Genomic DNA, 16,298 nt, shown 5'->3' with positions numbered 1-16,298 from the left:
GTGGACGAGATGAAGCGTCTTGATAAAGCCTATTGCTACACAGTCCAGCGGTTGTGCATCTCCACCCTACACGTATCCCTGATAATTCGGGTGCTGCCGCGCGCAGAATCCGCAGCGGGTTGGCATTTACCGTGAGCTCCGAAAGGGGAGGTCACGCATCATGGCTAATTCAGGCGTTGTTTCCGAAGCATTCGCTCGGGGTCATCTGCAGCTGACTGCACTTTGTGAACTGGCCTTGAATGTGTGCCTGCCAGGCGAGTAAAAACTCTGCTCGGCGGTGTAATTCAGGCCTCATGTCACCTGCGCTTGTTACAACTGCAAACTCCACCGTTACGTAGCGAAAGCCCCGTAGGACGGCCTCGCGTCCTGGTGAATTGCGTTGGTCAGGGCCGGTTTTTGACCGTGGTTCCTCTGTCCAGGCCGCTTTTGGCGGCGTTCGCGACTATAGCAGCAATGATTAAGTGCTTCAATTCCATAAAAATTGTTATCATCCGCGGCATGACAACTACTGCCCCTTCGACTCCAGGCGTTCAATTGCTTGAAGTCTCGCCGGAGTATGCCGGCCAACGAATCGACAATTTTCTCCTCGCCCGGCTCAAAGGCGTGCCCAAGACCTTGATTTACCGCATTTTGCGTAAAGGCGAAGTGCGCGTGAACAAAGGTCGGATCAAGCCCGAATACAAGCTGCAGGCCGGTGATATCGTGCGCGTGCCGCCGGTTCGCGTGCCTGAGCGCGATGAGCCCGTGCCATTGGCCCAAGGCCTGTTGCAGCGCCTGGAAGCCTCGATTGTCTTCGAAGACAAAGCCCTGATCGTGATCAACAAGCCCGCCGGCATTGCGGTTCACGGTGGCAGCGGTTTGAATTTCGGCGTGATCGAAGCCTTTCGTCAGTTGCGTCCCGATGCCAAAGAGCTGGAATTGGTTCACCGTCTCGACCGTGACACCTCCGGCCTGCTGATGATCGCCAAAAAGCGCAGCATGTTGCGTCACTTGCACGAGCAATTGCGCGGCGATGGCGTCGACAAGCGCTACATGGCGCTGGTGCGCGGCAACTGGGCGACCTCGATCAAGAAAGTCAGTGCGCCATTGCTCAAGAGCAATCTGCGTTCCGGCGAGCGCATGGTTGAAGTCAACGAAGAGGGCAAAGAAGCCCTGACCATGTTCAAGGTGCTGCGCCGTTTCGGTGATTTCGCCACCATGGTCGAGGCTAAACCGGTTACCGGCCGCACCCACCAGATTCGCGTGCACACTTTGCATGCCGGCCATTGCATTGCTGGTGACAGCAAGTACGGCGACGAGGATTTCACCAAGGAAATCCGCGATCTGGGCGGCAAGCGCCTGTTCCTGCACGCTTACATGCTGACCGTGCCGCTGCCCGATGGCGGCAAGCTGACCTTGCAGGCGCCGGTCGATGAAATGTGGGCCAAGACCGTGGAGCGATTGAGTGCGCCCATCTGATTACAAGCTGCTGATTTTCGATTGGGACGGCACGCTGGCCGACTCCATTCACCGGATCGTCGAAGCGATGCATTCGGCGTCCGGGCGTTCCGGTTTCGAGTTGCGCGATGACTTTGCCGTCAAAGGCATCATCGGTCTGGGTTTGCCCGAAGCGATTCGCACCTTGTACCCGGAGATCAGCGACGCCGAAATGACCTTGTTTCGCGAGTATTACGCCGATCACTACATCGCCGCAGAAGCCGTGCCTTCGCCGCTGTTCGAAGGTGTAGTCGAGTCGATGGCATCGTTTCGTGAGCAGGGTTATCACCTGGCTGTCGCGACGGGCAAGAATCGTCGCGGGCTGGATCGGGTGCTCAAGGCCAATGGCTGGGAAGATTATTTCGATATCACCCGTGCTGCCGATGAAACTGCAAGCAAGCCGCATCCTCTGATGCTGGAGCAGATCCTTGCGCATTGCGGCGTGCGTGCGGAGCAGGCGCTGATGGTTGGCGATTCGTCCTTCGACCTGCTGATGGCGCGTAACGCGGGGATGGATTCGGTGGCGGTCAGTTACGGCGCGCAATCGATCGAATCGCTGCAGCAGTTCGAGCCGCGCCTGTCGATCGACCGTTTTTCCGAATTGCATGCCTGGCTGGAGAAGCAGGCTTAATACGTTTTTGCTGGGGTGGATGGCATGACCGACGAATGGAAAGCACCGGCCAAGGCAAGTGCCGACGACGGTGACCAGAAAAGCTGGAAGCTATTGGAGAAAACGCTGCTCGCCGGCGTGCAGGAACAGCGTCGCTCGCGCCGTTGGGGGATTTTCTTCAAGCTGTTGACGTTTGTTTATCTGTTTGTGGCGCTGGTTTTGTTCACGCCGCTGATGGACATGGAAAAAAGCGCCACGCGCGGACCGAACTACACCGCGTTGATCGACGTCACCGGCATGATCGCCGACAAGGAGCCGGCCAGCGCCGACAACATCGTCGGCAGCCTGCGCGCGGCGTTCGAGGACAAGAAGGTCAAGGGCGTTATCCTGCGGATCAACAGTCCTGGCGGTAGTCCGGTGCAGTCGGGTTATGTGTATGACGAGATCAAGCGTCTGCGCGGCCTGCATCCGGAGATCAAGCTGTATGCGGTGATTTCCGATCTCGGTGCGTCCGGTGCCTATTACATCGCCAGTGCGGCGGATCAAATCTACGCCGACAAGGCCAGTCTGGTCGGTTCGATTGGTGTGACGGCGGCCGGTTACGGTTTTGTCGGCACCATGGAGAAGCTGGGTGTTGAGCGTCGCACTTACACCTCAGGTGAGCACAAGTCGTTCCTTGATCCGTTCCAGCCACAGAAGCCTGAGGAGACGGCGTTCTGGCAGAGCGTGCTCGACACGACGCACAAGCAGTTCATCAACAGCGTCAAGCAGGGTCGTGGCGATCGTCTGAAAGACAAGGATCATCCAGAGCTGTTCTCCGGGCTGGTCTGGTCGGGCGAGCAGGCGCTGCCGCTGGGTCTGATCGACGGGCTGGGCAATGCCAGTTCGGTGGCGCGGGACGTGATTGGCGAGAAAGAGTTGGTGGATTTCACCGTTCAAGAATCGCCGTTCGATCGCTTCTCGAAGAAGCTCGGTGCCAGCGTGGCAGAGCAATTGGCGATGTGGATGGGTTTCCACGGACCTTCGTTGCGTTAGTTCGTTGTAAAGATCAAAAGATCGCAGCCTGCGGCAGCGCCTACAGAGATTGGTGTAGGAGTTGCCGCAGGCTGCGATCTTTTACTTTAAGGGATCTGCACGCCTTCAACCAGTAGCATGTCGATCAGGCGAATCAGCGGCAGGCCGATCAGGCTGGTGGCATCAGGGCCTTCGGTAGATTGAAACAGGCTCACACCGAGGCCTTCTGCCTTGAAGCTGCCTGCGCAGTCGTAAGGCTGTTCAATGCGCAAATAGCGTTCGATGCTTGCCTGATCCAGCGTGCGCATGTGGACCGTGAACGGCACGCAATCGACCTGGCACTGGCCGGTCTGACTGTTAAGCAGCGCAAGGCCGGTCAGGAATGTCACGCTGGCGCCACTGGCGGCCATCAGTTGCTCGCGAGCCTTCTCGAAGGTATGCGGCTTGCCGATGATCTGTTCGCCGAGGACGGCTACCTGATCCGAGCCGATAATCAGATGAGCGGGATGGCTGTCAGCCAGCGCCCGGGCTTTTTGCTCGGCAAGGCGTTTGACCAGTTCGATGGCAGACTCGCCCGGGCGATGACTTTCATCGATATCCGGCGAGCTGCAGACGAACGGCAGGTGCAGGCGGGCGAGCAATTCCCGGCGATAGGTCGAGCTTGAAGCGAGTAATAAAGGCAGCATTCGCGTCTCCTGAGGCAGGTGCGAATTCTAGCGGAGGCACGCAAGTGACGGACAGGGCACAATTTCCTTTGACATGGGTGGGTGCATCCCTATAATGCTGCGCCTATGTTGAATGACCCGATTCCACCTCACGTTGACCCGCGCAAATTGGCTGACCGTGGCACCACCCTTCAAGGTGAACTGCTGCTGGCCGATTTGAAGAGACTCTGCGACCCGCTTTCCGACGATGTCGGTACGGTGCAGGCGAAATTCGTTTTTGAACGAGATGAACGTAAATCTGTGGTGATCCACAGCTTTATCGACACCGAGGTCAAAATGGTTTGCCAGCGTTGTCTTGAGCTGGTCACCCTGCCGATCCACAGCGAATGCAGTTACGCTGTAGTGAAGGAGGGTGCGAATACCCAGTCGTTACCGAAAGGTTATGACGTGCTGGAACTGGGCGAAGATCCATTGGATCTGCAGTCACTGGTCGAAGAAGAGCTTTTGCTCGCTTTGCCTATTGTGCCTGCTCATCATCCGGAAGAATGCCAGCAGCCGGCGGGAGCAGATGAGCCCGAACCGAGCGAGGACGAGGTAACGCGGTCCAACCCGTTCAGTGTATTGGCGCAGTTAAAGCGTGACCCAAACGTTTAGGAGTTAATCAATTATGGCTGTTCAGCAGAACAAAAAATCCCGCTCTGCCCGTGACATGCGCCGTTCGCACGACGCTCTCGAGGCTAGCACCCTGTCTGTAGAAAAAACCACTGGTGAAGTTCACCTGCGTCACCACGTATCGCCAGAAGGCGTATACCGTGGCCGTAAAGTGATCGACAAGGGCGCTGACGAGTAATCACTTGTCCGCTCAAGTCATCGCGATTGACGCAATGGGCGGGGACTTCGGTCCCCGCAGCATTGTTCAGGCCAGCCTTGCTTGCCTGTCTGCTACGCCCTCGCTGCATCTGACCCTTGTCGGTCAACCCTCCCTTCTTGAAGAATTGATCAACGGCCAATCGGCTGCCGATCGCGCGCGCCTGACGATTGTTGCGGCCAGCGAAGTCATCACCATGGACGAAAAGCCGACCCAGGCCTTGCGCGGCAAGCCGGACTCGTCGATGCGTGTCGCCCTGGAGCTGGTGCGTGATGGCAAGGCGCAAGCGTGCGTCAGTGCCGGCAATACCGGTGCGTTGATGGCGCTGTCGCGGTTTGTGCTGAAGACGTTGCCGGGTATCGATCGCCCGGCGATGGTGGCGGCGATTCCGACGCAAAAGGGTTTTTGTCAGTTGCTCGATCTGGGCGCCAATGTCGATTGCAGCGCCGAGCATCTGCTGCAGTTTGCGGTGATGGGTTCGGTGGCGGCGCAGACGCTGGGCATCCATCGCCCGCGCGTGGCGCTGTTGAACATCGGCACCGAAGACATCAAGGGTAATCAGCAGGTCAAACTGGCCGCGACGCTTTTGCAGGCTGCGCGTGGCATCAACTACATCGGCTTCATCGAAGGCGACGGTTTGTATCGTGGCGAGGCCGATGTCGTGGTGTGTGACGGTTTCGTCGGCAACATCCTGCTCAAGTCCAGCGAAGGCCTCGCGACGATGATTGCTGCGCGCATTGAGGCGCTGTTCAAAAAGAATCTGGCCTCCCGTGCAGTAGGGGCTTTGGCGTTGCCTTTGATGAAGCGTTTGCAGGCGGATCTGGCGCCGGCGCGACATAACGGCGCAAGCTTCCTCGGTTTGCAGGGCATCGTCGTGAAAAGTCACGGTTCGGCTGGGGTTCAGGGCTTTCAGAGTGCTATTTCGCGTGCGCTGATCGAGATTCAGGAAAATCTTCCTGAGCGCCTCCACGGTCGTCTGGAGGATTTGTTGTCTTAGGCGTTTTCGTCGGACAATGCTTAAATGTGACCGCCCGGTTCAAAGGGCCATCCAACTGTCAGTTTCTTGCGTCCCCCAGTGGGGCGTCATTTTCCGACGACAAGATCATTAGGGGCTTGTTACATGTCTGCTTCCCTCGCATTCGTCTTTCCAGGACAAGGTTCGCAGTCCCTCGGCATGCTGGCCGAGCTGGGCGCGGAATATCCGTTGATCCTCGAAACTTTCAAAGAAGCCTCTGAGGCTCTGGGTTATGACCTGTGGGCACTGACCCAGCAGGGCCCGGAAGAGCAGCTTAATCAAACCGATAAAACCCAACCGGCCATTCTGACCGCTTCGATCGCCCTGTGGCGTCTGTGGCTGGCTGAAGGCGGTGCGCGTCCGGCCTTTGTTGCCGGTCACAGCCTGGGTGAATACAGCGCGCTGGTCGCTGCCGGCAGTCTGACACTGGCTGACGCAGTCAAGCTCGTTGAGCGCCGCGGTCAGTTGATGCAGGAAGCGGTTCCGGCCGGGCAGGGCGGCATGGCTGCCATTCTCGGTCTGGAAGATGCCGACGTGCTGGCAGCTTGCGCTGAAGCTGCACAAGGTGAAGTGGTCAGCGCCGTTAACTTCAACTCGCCTGGCCAGGTGGTGATTGCCGGTGCCAAGGCTGCGGTCGAGCGCGCCATCGAAGGTTGCAAGGCGCGTGGTGCCAAGCGTGCCATGCCGTTGCCGGTGAGCGTGCCGTCGCACTGCGAGCTGATGCGTCCGGCGGCCGAGCGTTTTGCCGAGTCCATCGCTGCCATCGACTGGCAGGCGCCGCAGATCCCGGTCGTACAGAACGTCAGCGCGCAAGTGCCGGCTGATCTCGAAACCCTCAAGCGTGATCTGCTCGAACAACTCTACAAGCCCGTGCGCTGGGTCGAGTCGGTACAGACTCTGGCTGCCAAGGGCGCGACCAATCTGGTCGAATGCGGCCCGGGTAAAGTCCTGGCCGGTCTGAACAAGCGTTGCGCCGAAGGCGTGGCGACTTCCAACCTCAATACCCCAGACGCTTTCGCTGCCGCCCGTGCAGCGCAAGCCTGAATCAGGAGAAACTTGCATGAGTCTGCAAGGTAAAGTTGCACTGGTCACCGGTGCAAGCCGCGGTATCGGCCAGGCCATCGCACTGGAACTGGGTCGTCAGGGCGCCATCGTTATTGGCACCGCGACTTCCGCTTCGGGCGCTGAGCGCATTGCCGCGACCCTGAAGGAGAATGGTATTCAGGGCGCCGGTTTCGAACTCAACGTCACCAGCGATGAATCGGTCAGCGCCGTGCTGGCGGGCATTCAGGAACAGTTCGGTGCGCCAGTGGCGATCCTGGTCAATAATGCCGGCATCACCCGCGATAACCTGATGATGCGCATGAAAGACGACGAGTGGTACGACGTGATCGATACCAACCTGAACAGTCTGTATCGCCTGTCCAAGGGCGTTCTGCGCGGCATGACCAAGGCGCGTTGGGGCCGAATTATCAGTATTGGCTCGGTGGTGGGTGCCATGGGCAACGCAGGCCAAGTAAACTATGCAGCCGCCAAGGCCGGTCTGGAAGGTTTCAGCCGTGCAATGGCGCGTGAAGTCGGTTCGCGTTCGATTACGGTCAACTCGGTAACCCCAGGGTTTATCGACACCGATATGACCCGCGAGCTGCCTGAAGCACAGCGTGAAGCCTTGCAGACGCAGATTCCGCTGGGTCGTCTGGGGCAAGCTCAAGAGATCGCGTCTGTGGTCGCTTTTCTTGCATCCGACGGTGCGGCATACGTCACTGGGGCTACAATCCCGGTGAACGGTGGGATGTACATGTAAGTAAAATGTGACGGATTGCTTCAAAAAAATGTCATACGAGCTGTCTAAAATCCGTTATAAAGCTGCAATCTATTTATAGGCAGAGGGCTGCAGGGTTTGAGGAGTGAAGCTTTCAGTTGAAAAACTGAAAAGTCTTTCTATACACTTACCCACTGGCCAGCTGCCTGAATTTGTCCATTAGGAGTGAAAACAAGGTATGAGCACCATCGAAGAGCGCGTCAAGAAAATCGTTGCCGAGCAACTGGGTGTTAAAGAAGAAGAAGTGGTCAACACCGCTTCCTTCGTAGAAGACCTGGGTGCCGACTCCCTTGACACCGTTGAGCTGGTGATGGCTCTGGAAGAGGAATTCGAGACCGAAATCCCTGACGAAGAAGCTGAGAAGATCACTACTGTACAAGCTGCAATCGACTACGTTACTAGCCACCAGGCGTAATAGTTTGTAATCGTTGTTTGCTGTCATGGAAAAACCGCACTGCCATCATGGCGTGCGGTTTTTTCTTTAGGCCTGATGCAAAATCGTCATTTGAAAAAGGAGAGTGCTGTGTCGCGTAGACGCGTCGTAGTCACCGGTATGGGTATGTTGTCGCCACTGGGCACGGATGTGCCGAGCAGTTGGCAGGGCATTCTGGCTGGCCGCAGTGGCATTGGTCTGATCGAACACACCGACCTTTCTGCCTATTCCACCCGCTTTGGCGGCTCGGTAAAGGGCTTCAATGTCGAGGAATACCTGTCGGTCAAGGAAGCGCGCAAGCTCGACCTGTTCATTCAGTACGGTCTCGCTGCCGGCTTTCAAGCCGTGCGCAATGCCGGTCTGGAAGTCACCGACGCCAACCGTGAACGCATTGGCGTGGCCATGGGTTCGGGGATCGGCGGTCTGACCAACATCGAAGAAACCAGCCGTACCCTGCATGAGACGGGCCCGCGTCGAATTTCGCCATTCTTCGTGCCAGGCTCGATCATCAATATGATTTCCGGTTTCCTGTCCATCCACCTGGGAGCACAGGGACCTAACTACGCCATCGCCACCGCGTGTACCACCGGTACGCACTGCATCGGCATGGCGGCGCGCAACATCATGTACGACGAAGCCGACGTGATGATTGCCGGCGGTGCCGAAATGGCCGCGTGCGGTCTGGGCATGGGCGGCTTCGGTGCGTCCCGTGCGCTGTCGACCCGCAACGATGAGCCGACTCGCGCCAGCCGTCCGTGGGACAAGGGCCGTGATGGCTTTGTATTGTCCGACGGTGCCGGCGCACTGGTTCTCGAGGAGCTGGAACACGCCAAGGCACGCGGTGCGACCATCTACGCCGAGCTGATCGGCTTCGGTACCAGCGGCGATGCGTTCCACATGACCTCGCCTCCTGCCGACGGCGCCGGTGCTGCACGCTGCATCACCAATGCGTTGCGCGATGCGAAGATCAACGTCGATCAAGTGCAGTACATCAACGCCCACGGTACTTCGACCCCGGCCGGTGACCTCGCCGAAGCCAACGCGATCAAGTCGGTGTTCGGTGAGCACGCCTACAAGCTGGCAGTCAGCTCGACCAAGTCGATGACCGGTCACCTGTTGGGTGCTGCGGGCGCGGTCGAAGCGATCTTCAGCGTGCTGGCGATCAACAGTCAGGTTGCACCGCCGACCATCAACCTCGATGAGCCGGACGAAGGCTGCGATCTCGATTTCGTGCCGCACACTGCGCGCAACATGGACATCGATGTCGTGCTGTCCAACTCCTTCGGTTTTGGCGGCACCAACGGCACCTTGGCATTCCGTCGGTTTGCAGGCTGATGGACAGCTGGGTCGACGGTCAACCGGCTGACGCTCTGTCGCTGAAAGATCGCGGCCTGGCTTACGGCGATGGTCTGTTCGAGACCGTCGCCGTGCGTGGCGGCCAGCCGATCCTGCTGGATCGACACCTGACGCGCCTGGCCGATGGCTGCTCGCGTCTGGCCATCGCGGCGGATATCGAACTGATCCGCCACGAGCTGCTGAACTACGCGGCAGCGATGGGCGAGGGCGTGCTCAAACTCATCCTCACCCGTGGCGACGGTTTGCGCGGTTATGCTGCCGATCCCGCGGCGCCGGGCCGACGCATTCTGCAAGGCAATCCTCCTGCGGCTTATCCTGCTGTTCATGCTGAACAAGGCGTTCGCCTGTTCCCGTGCAGCACCCGCTTGGCGAAACAGCCATTACTCGCTGGACTCAAACACCTCAATCGCCTTGAACAGGTTCTCGCCCGTGCCGAATGGCAGGACAGCGAGCACGCCGAGGGCTTGATGCTCGATCAGGCCGGTCGCGTCATTGAAGGGGTATTCAGCAACCTGTTCGTCGTGCGCGACGGCGTGTTGATTACGCCTGATCTGAAACGCTGCGGTGTCGCCGGTGTGATGCGCGCCGAAATATTGTTTCAGGCCGAGTCACTGGCCATCCCCACGCAGATCGCCGACATCAGCCTCGAACAGCTGCAATGGGCCGATGAAGTGTTTGTCTGCAACAGCGTGTATGGCGTCTGGCCGGTACGCGCCTGTGCTGCACTGAGCTGGCCGGTTGGCCCGCTCACCCGTAAACTGCAAACCATTGCCCGCGCCCTACTGGATGCCTGATTTGTGAGACGTAAACTTTTGCTGCTGCTGGAAACCGGACTGGTTCTGGCAGGGCTGTTGATGGGCGCCAGCGCCTGGAAGATTCACAGTGCACTGGAACAGCCTCTGAACATCACGCAGGAAGAACTGCTGGATGTGCCGAAAGGCTCTACACCAACCCGGACTTTCCTTTCACTCGAAACGGATGGCGTCATCAAGGACGCGTTCTGGCTGCGGGTGTATTGGCGCTTCAACCTCGCTGGCACGCCGATCCACAGCGGTGAATACCGCATGCAGCCAGGCATGACCGTTAACGGTCTGATCGACTTGTGGAAGCGTGGCGATGTGGTTCAGTACAGCCTGACCCTGGTTGAAGGCTGGAACTTCCATCAAGTGCGCGCGGCGTTGGCCAAGGATGACAAGGTCGAGCAGACCCTGAACGGTTTGAGCGACAGCGACGTCATGGCGAAGATTGGTCATAAAGGGTTGTTCCCGGAAGGCCGTTTCTTCCCCGATACCTACCGCTTCGTGCGTGGCATGTCTGATGCCGAGTTGCTGAGGAAAGCCTTTGACCGCCTCGATGAAGTTCTGGCGAAAGAATGGGAAAGTCGTTCCTCCGATGTGCCGTACACCGAACCTTATCAAGCGCTGATCATGGCTTCGCTGGTCGAGAAGGAAACCGGTGTGCCGCAGGAGCGCGGGCAGATCGCCGGTGTCTTCGTGCGTCGCATGGCCTTGGGGATGCAGTTGCAGACCGATCCGACCGTCATCTATGGCCTGGGCGATCGCTACACCGGCAAGTTGACCCGCGCACACCTGAAGGAGCCGACGGCGTATAACACCTACGTGATTCCCGGCTTGCCACCGACGCCGATTGCGATGGTCGGTCGGGAGGCGATTCACGCAGCGCTGAATCCGGTCGAAGGTACCAGCCTGTACTTCGTAGCACGTGGCGACGGCAGCCATGTCTTCTCTGATGATCTCGATGCGCATAACAATGCAGTGCGTGAGTATCAGCTCAAGCGCCGCGCTGATTACCGTTCCAGCCCAGCGCCGGCGGTAGCGCCTGAAGCGGCTCCGGCGACGGAAGAAGCGATTCCAGGTGCATCACCGGATACGGCGCCGGAAGCGTTGCCGCAGGTTCCAGCTCAGGAGCCTGCGCCGACCCCGGCACCGGAAGCCGCCGCCCCACAAAACACGCAATGACTTTGATTAAGGACTGCCTGTGACTGGCTTGTTTATTACGCTGGAAGGCCCGGAAGGCGCCGGCAAAAGCACCAACCGCGAATACCTCGCCGAGCGCCTGCGCGCCGCCGGTATCGAAGTGGTGCTGACTCGTGAGCCCGGTGGTACGCCGCTGGCCGAGCGAATCCGTGACGTGCTGCTGGCCCCGGCCGACGAAGTCATGAACCCGGATGCCGAGCTGTTGCTGGTGTTCGCTGCACGCGCCCAGCACCTGGCCGAAGTGATTCGCCCGGCGCTGGCCCGTGGTGCGGTGGTACTGTGCGATCGCTTCACCGATTCGACTTATGCCTATCAGGGCGGTGGTCGCGGTTTGTCGCTGGAGCGTATCGCCACGCTGGAAACCTTTGTACAGGGTGACCTGCGCCCGGACCTGACGCTGATTTTCGATCTGCCGGTGGAAATCGGCCTGGCCCGCGCCAGTGCCCGTGGACGTCTGGACCGTTTCGAGCTGGAAGGTCGGGCGTTTTTCGAGGCTGTGCGTAGTGCCTTCCTCAAGCGTGCTGAAGCGGATCCTGCGCGTTATGTGCGCATCGATGCCGGTCAGCCATTGGTCAAGGTTCAACAATCGCTGGATACCCTGATTCCGAATTTGCTGGAGCTGGCCCGTGGCTGAGGCCTACCCGTGGCAGGACAGCCTCTGGCAGCAACTGGCCGGGCGTAAGCAGCACGCGCACGCCTATCTGCTGCACGGCCCGGCAGGCATCGGCAAGCGCGCGTTGGCCGAACGGTTGATGGCCAGCCTGCTTTGCCAGCGGCCGACGCCGGACGCGTGCGGCGAGTGCAAATCCTGCCTGCTGCTCAAGGCCGGTAGTCACCCGGATAATTACATCCTCGAACCTGAAGAAGCCGACAAAGCCATCAAGGTTGATCAGGTGCGCGATCTGGTCAGCTTCGTGGTGCAGACCGCGCAACTGGGCGGGCGCAAAGTGGTGCTGATCGAGCCGGTCGAGGCGATGAATATCAACGCTGCCAATGCCTTGCTGAAAAGCCTTGAAGAACCGTCCGGCGATACGGTTTTGCTGTTGGTCAGCCATCAGACCAGCCGTTTGCTGCCGACGATCAAGAGCCGCTGCGTGCAGCAGGCCTGTCCATTGCCGGGCGAGGCGATGAGCTTGCAATGGCTGGCTCAGGCTTTGCCGGATTGCTCCGAAGACGAGCGTGTCGAACTGCTGACGCTGGCCGCCGGATCGCCGCTGATGGCGGTCAGTCTGCAGTCTCAGGGCGTGCGCGAGCAGCGTGCGCAAGTGGTCGAAGGCGTTAAGAAGTTGCTCAAACAGCAGCAATCGCCAACGCAACTGGCCGAAGAATGGAAAAGCATTCCGATGCTGCGTCTGTTTGACTGGTTCTGCGATTGGTCGAGCCTGATCCTGCGTTATCAATTGACGCAGGATGAAGCGGGTCTTGGTTTGACCGACATGCGTAAAGTCGTGCAGTACCTGGCGCAGAAAAGTGCGCAAGGCAAAGTCCTCGAGATTCAGGACTGGATCCTCGCCCAGCGCCAGAAAGTCATGAGCAAGGCCAACCTCAATCCGGCGCTGTTGCTTGAAGCATTGTTGGTGCAATGGGCGGGATTGCCTGGTCAAAGATAAGAATGTGTACCTAGACTCTGAGCATCAGCAGTGGAGGTGAGCATGAATGAATCTGTCAGCCCGGGCCCGCGCAACGGCATTTTGTCTCTGACCATCAAAGACAAGTCGGTGCTTTACGCCGCTTACATGCCGTTCATCAAGAACGGTGGCTTGTTCATCCCGACCAACAAGAGCTACAAGTTGGGCGACGAGGTGTTCATGCTGCTCAACCTGATGGATGAGGCCGAGAAGATTCCGGTTGCCGGCAAAGTCACCTGGATCACTCCCAAAGGTGCGCAAGGCAACCGCGCCGCCGGTGTCGGCGTGCAGTTCAACGATGGTGACAACACCGCGCGCAGTCGCATCGAAACCCATCTGGCCGGAGCCCTCAAGTCCGACCGTCCCACTCATACGATGTAAGTAGCCGTCTTTTTATGCTCGTAGATTCCCATTGTCACCTTGATCGCCTCGACCTCGCCGCCCATGACGGTTCGCTGGATGCCGCACTTGATGCAGCCCGGCAGCGCGGAGTAGGGCACTTCCTGTGCATCGGCGTCAGCGCCGACAACGCCGCCGACGTCAAAGCCCTGGCTGAGCGTTATGACGACGTTGATTGTTCGGTTGGCGTGCATCCGCTGGATGTACAGCCGGGCGCTGCGCCTGCGCTGGATTGGCTGTTGCATGAACTCAATCACCCGAAAGTGGTGGCGATCGGTGAAACCGGTCTGGACTATCACTACGAGCCCGAAGCCGCCGAATTGCAGCAGGAGTCGTTCCGCTTGCACCTGCAAGCGGCGCAGCAGACCGGCAAACCGGTGATCATCCACACCCGTGGCGCCCGTGCCGACACCCTTGAATTGCTGCGCGAAGCGGCGTTGCCTCAGGCCGGTGTACTGCATTGTTTCACCGAAGACTGGGACATGGCCAAAGCGGCACTGGACATGGGTTATTACATTTCCCTGTCGGGTATCGTCACCTTCCGCAATGCCGATGCGTTGCGTGATGTCGCGAGCAAAGTCCCGGCGGATCGCCTGCTGGTGGAAACCGACTCGCCGTATCTGGCGCCGATTCCTTATCGCGGCAAGCCTAACCTGCCGCAGTACGTGCGCGAAGTCGCGGAATTCCTGGCGATGCTGCGCGGTGAGAACTACGAGCGTTTTGCCGAACAGACCACCGAGAACTTCAAGCGGCTGTTCCCGCTGGCGAGTGTTAAATCTGCCCTGTAAGCGCTAGCCAAATCGCAGGCAAAAAAAACCCGGGTTCTGGGGGGTGAATCCGGGTTAAGACCATTAGGAGTAAAACAAAGGCACGCGGTCCCTTGGTACCTTTATCGGCGCGACACTTGGGGGAGATGTCGCCCGACAGTTCAAGTATTGATCAGTCTGGCGTGCAGTCCAGTTAGCCGGTCGGGGTTTTTAAACAAATTTGGAATACGTTCGCTTCAGTTGAGTTCTCATTGCGCCCAAAACGTTCTCAAAATGAACAAGAAACACAGATATGGTCGGATGATCCGTGCATTTTTGCGCAAGTTAGGCATAATACGCGGCTTCGAATTTTGACCCTTCAGACCTTTTCTTATGCACAAAGAACCTCGTAAGGTCCGTGAGTTTCGTCGCCGCGAGCAAGAAATTCTCGATACCGCGCTCAAGCTGTTCCTCGACCAAGGTGAAGACAGTGTCACCGTCGAGATGATTGCTGATGCCGTGGGTATCGGCAAAGGCACGATCTATAAGCACTTCAAATCCAAGGCCGAGATCTATCTGCGCCTGATGCTCGATTACGAGCGCGATTTGAACGAGCTGCTGCATTCGGCCGATGTCGACAAGGACAAGGAAGCGTTGTCCCGCGCCTACTTCGAATTCCGCATGCGCGACCCGCAGCGTTATCGACTGTTCGACCGCCTCGAAGAGAAGGTGGTCAAGGGCAATCAGGTGCCGGAAATGGTCGAGGAGCTGCACAAGATCCGTGCCTCGAACTTCGAACGCCTGACCCTGCTGATCAAGGGCCGCATCAGCGAGGGCAAGCTCGAAGACGTGCCGCCGTACTTCCACTACTGCGCGTCCTGGGCGCTGGTGCACGGCGCTGTGGCGCTGTATCACTCGCCGTTCTGGAGCAATGTGCTGGAAGATCAGGAAGGTTTCTTCCAGTTTCTGATGGACATCGGTGTGCGCATGGGCAACAAGCGCAAGCGCGATCCGGAAACTCCAAGCAGCTGAACCATTCAGTTGCCTTATTGCGCCATGATTTCGCTACATGACGCAGTACCGCAGGAATATACTCAGGCATAGGGCTTGCTAAAACTTGATTTGTGAGTCAAGTTTTAGTGGCTCGAAATTCTTTCGCCGGAGTGATCATGATCGTTGACCGTCAAGGCAGGCGTTTTCGCAATTTGCGGATCAGTCTGACTTCAGCCTGCAATTACGCGTGTACCTACTGCGTGCCCAACGGCAAGCGGTTGGTGGCTGCGCAGGATGAATTGTCGGCCGAAGCCATGGCGCGTGGCGTGGCGTATCTGATCGAGGCCGCCGGCATCGAGCGGCTGCGCATTACCGGCGGCGAGCCGCTGGTCAGCCCCAAACTTGAATCGTTCATGACCGCCGTCGGCAAGATGGGCCTGGACGACATCAGCCTGACCACCAACGGTCAACTCCTCGCGAAAAAACTGCCGCTGCTGGTGGATGCCGGTCTGCGCCGGATCAACGTGTCCCTCGATACCCTCGACGCCGGCGCGTTCCGCAGCATCGCCCGAGGCGGCGATCTGGCCACTGTGCTCGATGGCATGGATCAGGCGAAAGCGGCGGGGATGAAGATCAAGGTCAATATGGTGCCATTGCGCGGGCAGAACCTTGATCAAGTCATGCCGCTGCTGGATTACTGTCTGGAACGCGGATACGAATTGCGCTTCATCGAGCTGATGCGCATGGGTCACTTGGCCAAGGACAATAATGCGTTCCTGCAACAGTTCGTCAGCCTGCAACAGCTGCTGGCGCTGATTGGCGAGCGTTATGAGTACGCGCAAACCGACGCACCAGTGGATGCTACGGCCGTGCGTTACGCAATTCCCGGTTTAGGCAACTTTGGCGTGATCGCCAACGAAAGCGTGCCGTTCTGCCGCACGTGCTCGCGTTTGCGCCTGTCGTCGACCGGTTGGCTGCATGGCTGCCTGTCGTCGAGTAACCGCCACTATGTCGGTGATCTGCTCGACAAGCCGCGCCATCAGGCGTTGCCGGCGCTCCAGCGTTTGCTGGTCAAGGCGTTGGGCGACAAGCAGGAAGTGGCGTTCTCAGGTGGCGCCACCGTCATGAAAATCATCGGCGGTTGAACAACCGCTTTCGCGAGCAGGCTCGCTCCCACCTTGGAATGTATTCCCCCTGTGGGAGCGAGCTTGCTCGCGAATACGATTTAACCATCAACAAATTTCTTGAGCTGGCGCAAAAGCTGCATCCAACGGCC

19 protein-coding genes are annotated in these 16,298 nt (G+C 58.6%); 18 read left to right on the top strand and 1 reads right to left on the bottom strand.

The features are described from left to right. The first annotated feature begins 498 nt into the window (after nucleotides 1-498). Genes rluC through sppA form a run of 3 tightly spaced genes read left to right on the top strand, consistent with a single transcriptional unit; the run spans nucleotide 499 to nucleotide 3,121 of the window. Nucleotides 499-1,458: a 23S rRNA pseudouridine(955/2504/2580) synthase RluC gene (gene rluC, locus QOM10_RS21530; RefSeq protein ID WP_038364486.1), complete on the top strand. Its 960-nt coding sequence runs from the start codon at nucleotides 499-501 to the stop codon at nucleotides 1,456-1,458. Next, the gene (locus tag QOM10_RS21525; RefSeq protein ID WP_095120585.1) at nucleotides 1,445-2,107 is read left to right on the top strand and encodes an HAD-IA family hydrolase; all 663 of its coding nucleotides are present in this window, start codon (nucleotides 1,445-1,447) and stop codon (nucleotides 2,105-2,107) included. The genes rluC and QOM10_RS21525 overlap by 14 nt, the downstream gene beginning before the upstream one ends. A 24-nt stretch (nucleotides 2,108-2,131) precedes the next feature. Next, nucleotides 2,132-3,121 (top strand): signal peptide peptidase SppA, encoded by a 990-nt coding sequence (gene sppA, locus QOM10_RS21520; protein WP_316916914.1) that lies wholly within the window; start codon nucleotides 2,132-2,134, stop codon nucleotides 3,119-3,121. 86 nt (nucleotides 3,122-3,207) lie between these two features. Here the strand turns inward: sppA and QOM10_RS21515 are convergent, their stop codons facing one another. After that, nucleotides 3,208-3,786, bottom strand: a complete 579-nt coding sequence (locus QOM10_RS21515) for a nucleoside triphosphate pyrophosphatase (protein WP_316916913.1) — start codon at nucleotides 3,784-3,786, stop codon at nucleotides 3,208-3,210. A 105-nt stretch (nucleotides 3,787-3,891) separates the two neighbouring features. Here QOM10_RS21515 and QOM10_RS21510 point away from each other — a divergent pair, with 105 nt between their 5' ends. The 15 genes from QOM10_RS21510 (at nucleotide 3,892) to QOM10_RS21440 (ending at nucleotide 16,167) form a co-directional block, all read left to right on the top strand. After that, nucleotides 3,892-4,419 (top strand): YceD family protein, encoded by a 528-nt coding sequence (locus QOM10_RS21510; protein WP_038364482.1) that lies wholly within the window; start codon nucleotides 3,892-3,894, stop codon nucleotides 4,417-4,419. 13 nt (nucleotides 4,420-4,432) lie between these two features. Further along, the gene (rpmF, locus tag QOM10_RS21505; RefSeq protein ID WP_003179396.1) at nucleotides 4,433-4,615 is read left to right on the top strand and encodes a 50S ribosomal protein L32; all 183 of its coding nucleotides are present in this window, start codon (nucleotides 4,433-4,435) and stop codon (nucleotides 4,613-4,615) included. Nucleotides 4,616-4,619: 4 nt separating this feature from the next. After that, nucleotides 4,620-5,630 (top strand): phosphate acyltransferase PlsX, encoded by a 1,011-nt coding sequence (plsX, locus tag QOM10_RS21500; RefSeq protein ID WP_150775179.1) that lies wholly within the window; start codon nucleotides 4,620-4,622, stop codon nucleotides 5,628-5,630. A 123-nt stretch (nucleotides 5,631-5,753) separates the two neighbouring features. Continuing rightward, nucleotides 5,754-6,692 (top strand): ACP S-malonyltransferase, encoded by a 939-nt coding sequence (gene fabD, locus QOM10_RS21495; RefSeq protein WP_038364480.1) that lies wholly within the window; start codon nucleotides 5,754-5,756, stop codon nucleotides 6,690-6,692. 16 nt (nucleotides 6,693-6,708) lie between these two features. Beyond that, nucleotides 6,709-7,452: a 3-oxoacyl-ACP reductase FabG gene (gene fabG / locus QOM10_RS21490; RefSeq protein ID WP_034155354.1), complete on the top strand. Its 744-nt coding sequence runs from the start codon at nucleotides 6,709-6,711 to the stop codon at nucleotides 7,450-7,452. 196 nt (nucleotides 7,453-7,648) lie between these two features. Then, nucleotides 7,649-7,885, top strand: coding sequence for an acyl carrier protein (gene acpP, locus QOM10_RS21485; protein ID WP_003175607.1), 237 nt, complete (start codon nucleotides 7,649-7,651; stop codon nucleotides 7,883-7,885). Nucleotides 7,886-7,993: 108 nt separating this feature from the next. Next, a complete protein-coding gene (gene fabF / locus QOM10_RS21480) occupies nucleotides 7,994-9,238 on the top strand; it encodes a beta-ketoacyl-ACP synthase II (protein WP_064120373.1) in 1,245 nt (414 codons plus the stop codon). Further along, on the top strand, nucleotides 9,238-10,053 hold the full coding sequence (pabC, locus tag QOM10_RS21475; RefSeq protein ID WP_316916912.1) for an aminodeoxychorismate lyase: 816 nt from the start codon (nucleotides 9,238-9,240) through the stop codon (nucleotides 10,051-10,053). The genes fabF and pabC overlap by 1 nt, the downstream gene beginning before the upstream one ends. A gap of 3 nt (nucleotides 10,054-10,056) precedes the next feature. After that, nucleotides 10,057-11,238: an endolytic transglycosylase MltG gene (gene mltG, locus QOM10_RS21470; RefSeq protein ID WP_316916911.1), complete on the top strand. Its 1,182-nt coding sequence runs from the start codon at nucleotides 10,057-10,059 to the stop codon at nucleotides 11,236-11,238. 19 nt (nucleotides 11,239-11,257) lie between these two features. Further along, nucleotides 11,258-11,890, top strand: a complete 633-nt coding sequence (gene tmk, locus QOM10_RS21465; protein ID WP_127929331.1) for a dTMP kinase — start codon at nucleotides 11,258-11,260, stop codon at nucleotides 11,888-11,890. Continuing rightward, nucleotides 11,883-12,866, top strand: a complete 984-nt coding sequence (locus QOM10_RS21460; RefSeq protein WP_127929330.1) for a DNA polymerase III subunit delta' — start codon at nucleotides 11,883-11,885, stop codon at nucleotides 12,864-12,866. Before tmk ends, QOM10_RS21460 begins: the two co-directional genes overlap by 8 nt. Nucleotides 12,867-12,908: 42 nt before the next feature. After that, nucleotides 12,909-13,265, top strand: coding sequence for a PilZ domain-containing protein (locus QOM10_RS21455; protein WP_064120368.1), 357 nt, complete (start codon nucleotides 12,909-12,911; stop codon nucleotides 13,263-13,265). A 14-nt stretch (nucleotides 13,266-13,279) separates the two neighbouring features. Continuing rightward, nucleotides 13,280-14,071 (top strand): TatD family hydrolase, encoded by a 792-nt coding sequence (locus QOM10_RS21450; RefSeq protein WP_008086260.1) that lies wholly within the window; start codon nucleotides 13,280-13,282, stop codon nucleotides 14,069-14,071. Between the two features lie 351 nt (nucleotides 14,072-14,422). Beyond that, complete coding sequence (locus tag QOM10_RS21445; protein WP_007908276.1) at nucleotides 14,423-15,061, top strand: TetR/AcrR family transcriptional regulator; 639 nt, start codon at nucleotides 14,423-14,425, stop codon at nucleotides 15,059-15,061. 137 nt (nucleotides 15,062-15,198) lie between these two features. Then, entirely contained in the window at nucleotides 15,199-16,167 is a 969-nt protein-coding gene (locus tag QOM10_RS21440; RefSeq protein ID WP_316916910.1) for a GTP 3',8-cyclase MoaA, read from the top strand. Nucleotides 16,168-16,298 lie beyond the last annotated feature (131 nt).

It is taken from the genome of Pseudomonas sp. P108, assembly GCF_032613195.1.
Taxonomy (GTDB): Bacteria; Pseudomonadota; Gammaproteobacteria; order Pseudomonadales; family Pseudomonadaceae; genus Aquipseudomonas.
The sequence above is the reverse complement of the archived record's forward strand: the minus strand, read 5'-3'. Positions and strand labels throughout refer to the sequence as shown.

Bases quoted from the DNA above. Each gene is read 5' to 3' on its own strand.
- QOM10_RS21450 (WP_008086260.1), top strand. From the start codon at position 13,280: ATGCTCGTAGATTCCCATTGTCACCTTGATCGCCTCGACCTCGCCGCC.
- QOM10_RS21515 (WP_316916913.1), bottom strand. From the start codon at position 3,786: ATGCTGCCTTTATTACTCGCTTCAAGCTCGACCTATCGCCGGGAATTG.
- QOM10_RS21445 (WP_007908276.1), top strand. From the start codon at position 14,423: ATGCACAAAGAACCTCGTAAGGTCCGTGAGTTTCGTCGCCGCGAGCAA.
- rluC (WP_038364486.1), top strand. From the start codon at position 499: ATGACAACTACTGCCCCTTCGACTCCAGGCGTTCAATTGCTTGAAGTC.
- QOM10_RS21510 (WP_038364482.1), top strand. From the start codon at position 3,892: ATGTTGAATGACCCGATTCCACCTCACGTTGACCCGCGCAAATTGGCT.
- QOM10_RS21455 (WP_064120368.1), top strand. From the start codon at position 12,909: ATGAATGAATCTGTCAGCCCGGGCCCGCGCAACGGCATTTTGTCTCTG.
- sppA (WP_316916914.1), top strand. From the start codon at position 2,132: ATGACCGACGAATGGAAAGCACCGGCCAAGGCAAGTGCCGACGACGGT.
- acpP (WP_003175607.1), top strand. From the start codon at position 7,649: ATGAGCACCATCGAAGAGCGCGTCAAGAAAATCGTTGCCGAGCAACTG.
- fabD (WP_038364480.1), top strand. From the start codon at position 5,754: ATGTCTGCTTCCCTCGCATTCGTCTTTCCAGGACAAGGTTCGCAGTCC.
- pabC (WP_316916912.1), top strand. From the start codon at position 9,238: ATGGACAGCTGGGTCGACGGTCAACCGGCTGACGCTCTGTCGCTGAAA.
- QOM10_RS21440 (WP_316916910.1), top strand. From the start codon at position 15,199: ATGATCGTTGACCGTCAAGGCAGGCGTTTTCGCAATTTGCGGATCAGT.
- rpmF (WP_003179396.1), top strand. From the start codon at position 4,433: ATGGCTGTTCAGCAGAACAAAAAATCCCGCTCTGCCCGTGACATGCGC.
- fabG (WP_034155354.1), top strand. From the start codon at position 6,709: ATGAGTCTGCAAGGTAAAGTTGCACTGGTCACCGGTGCAAGCCGCGGT.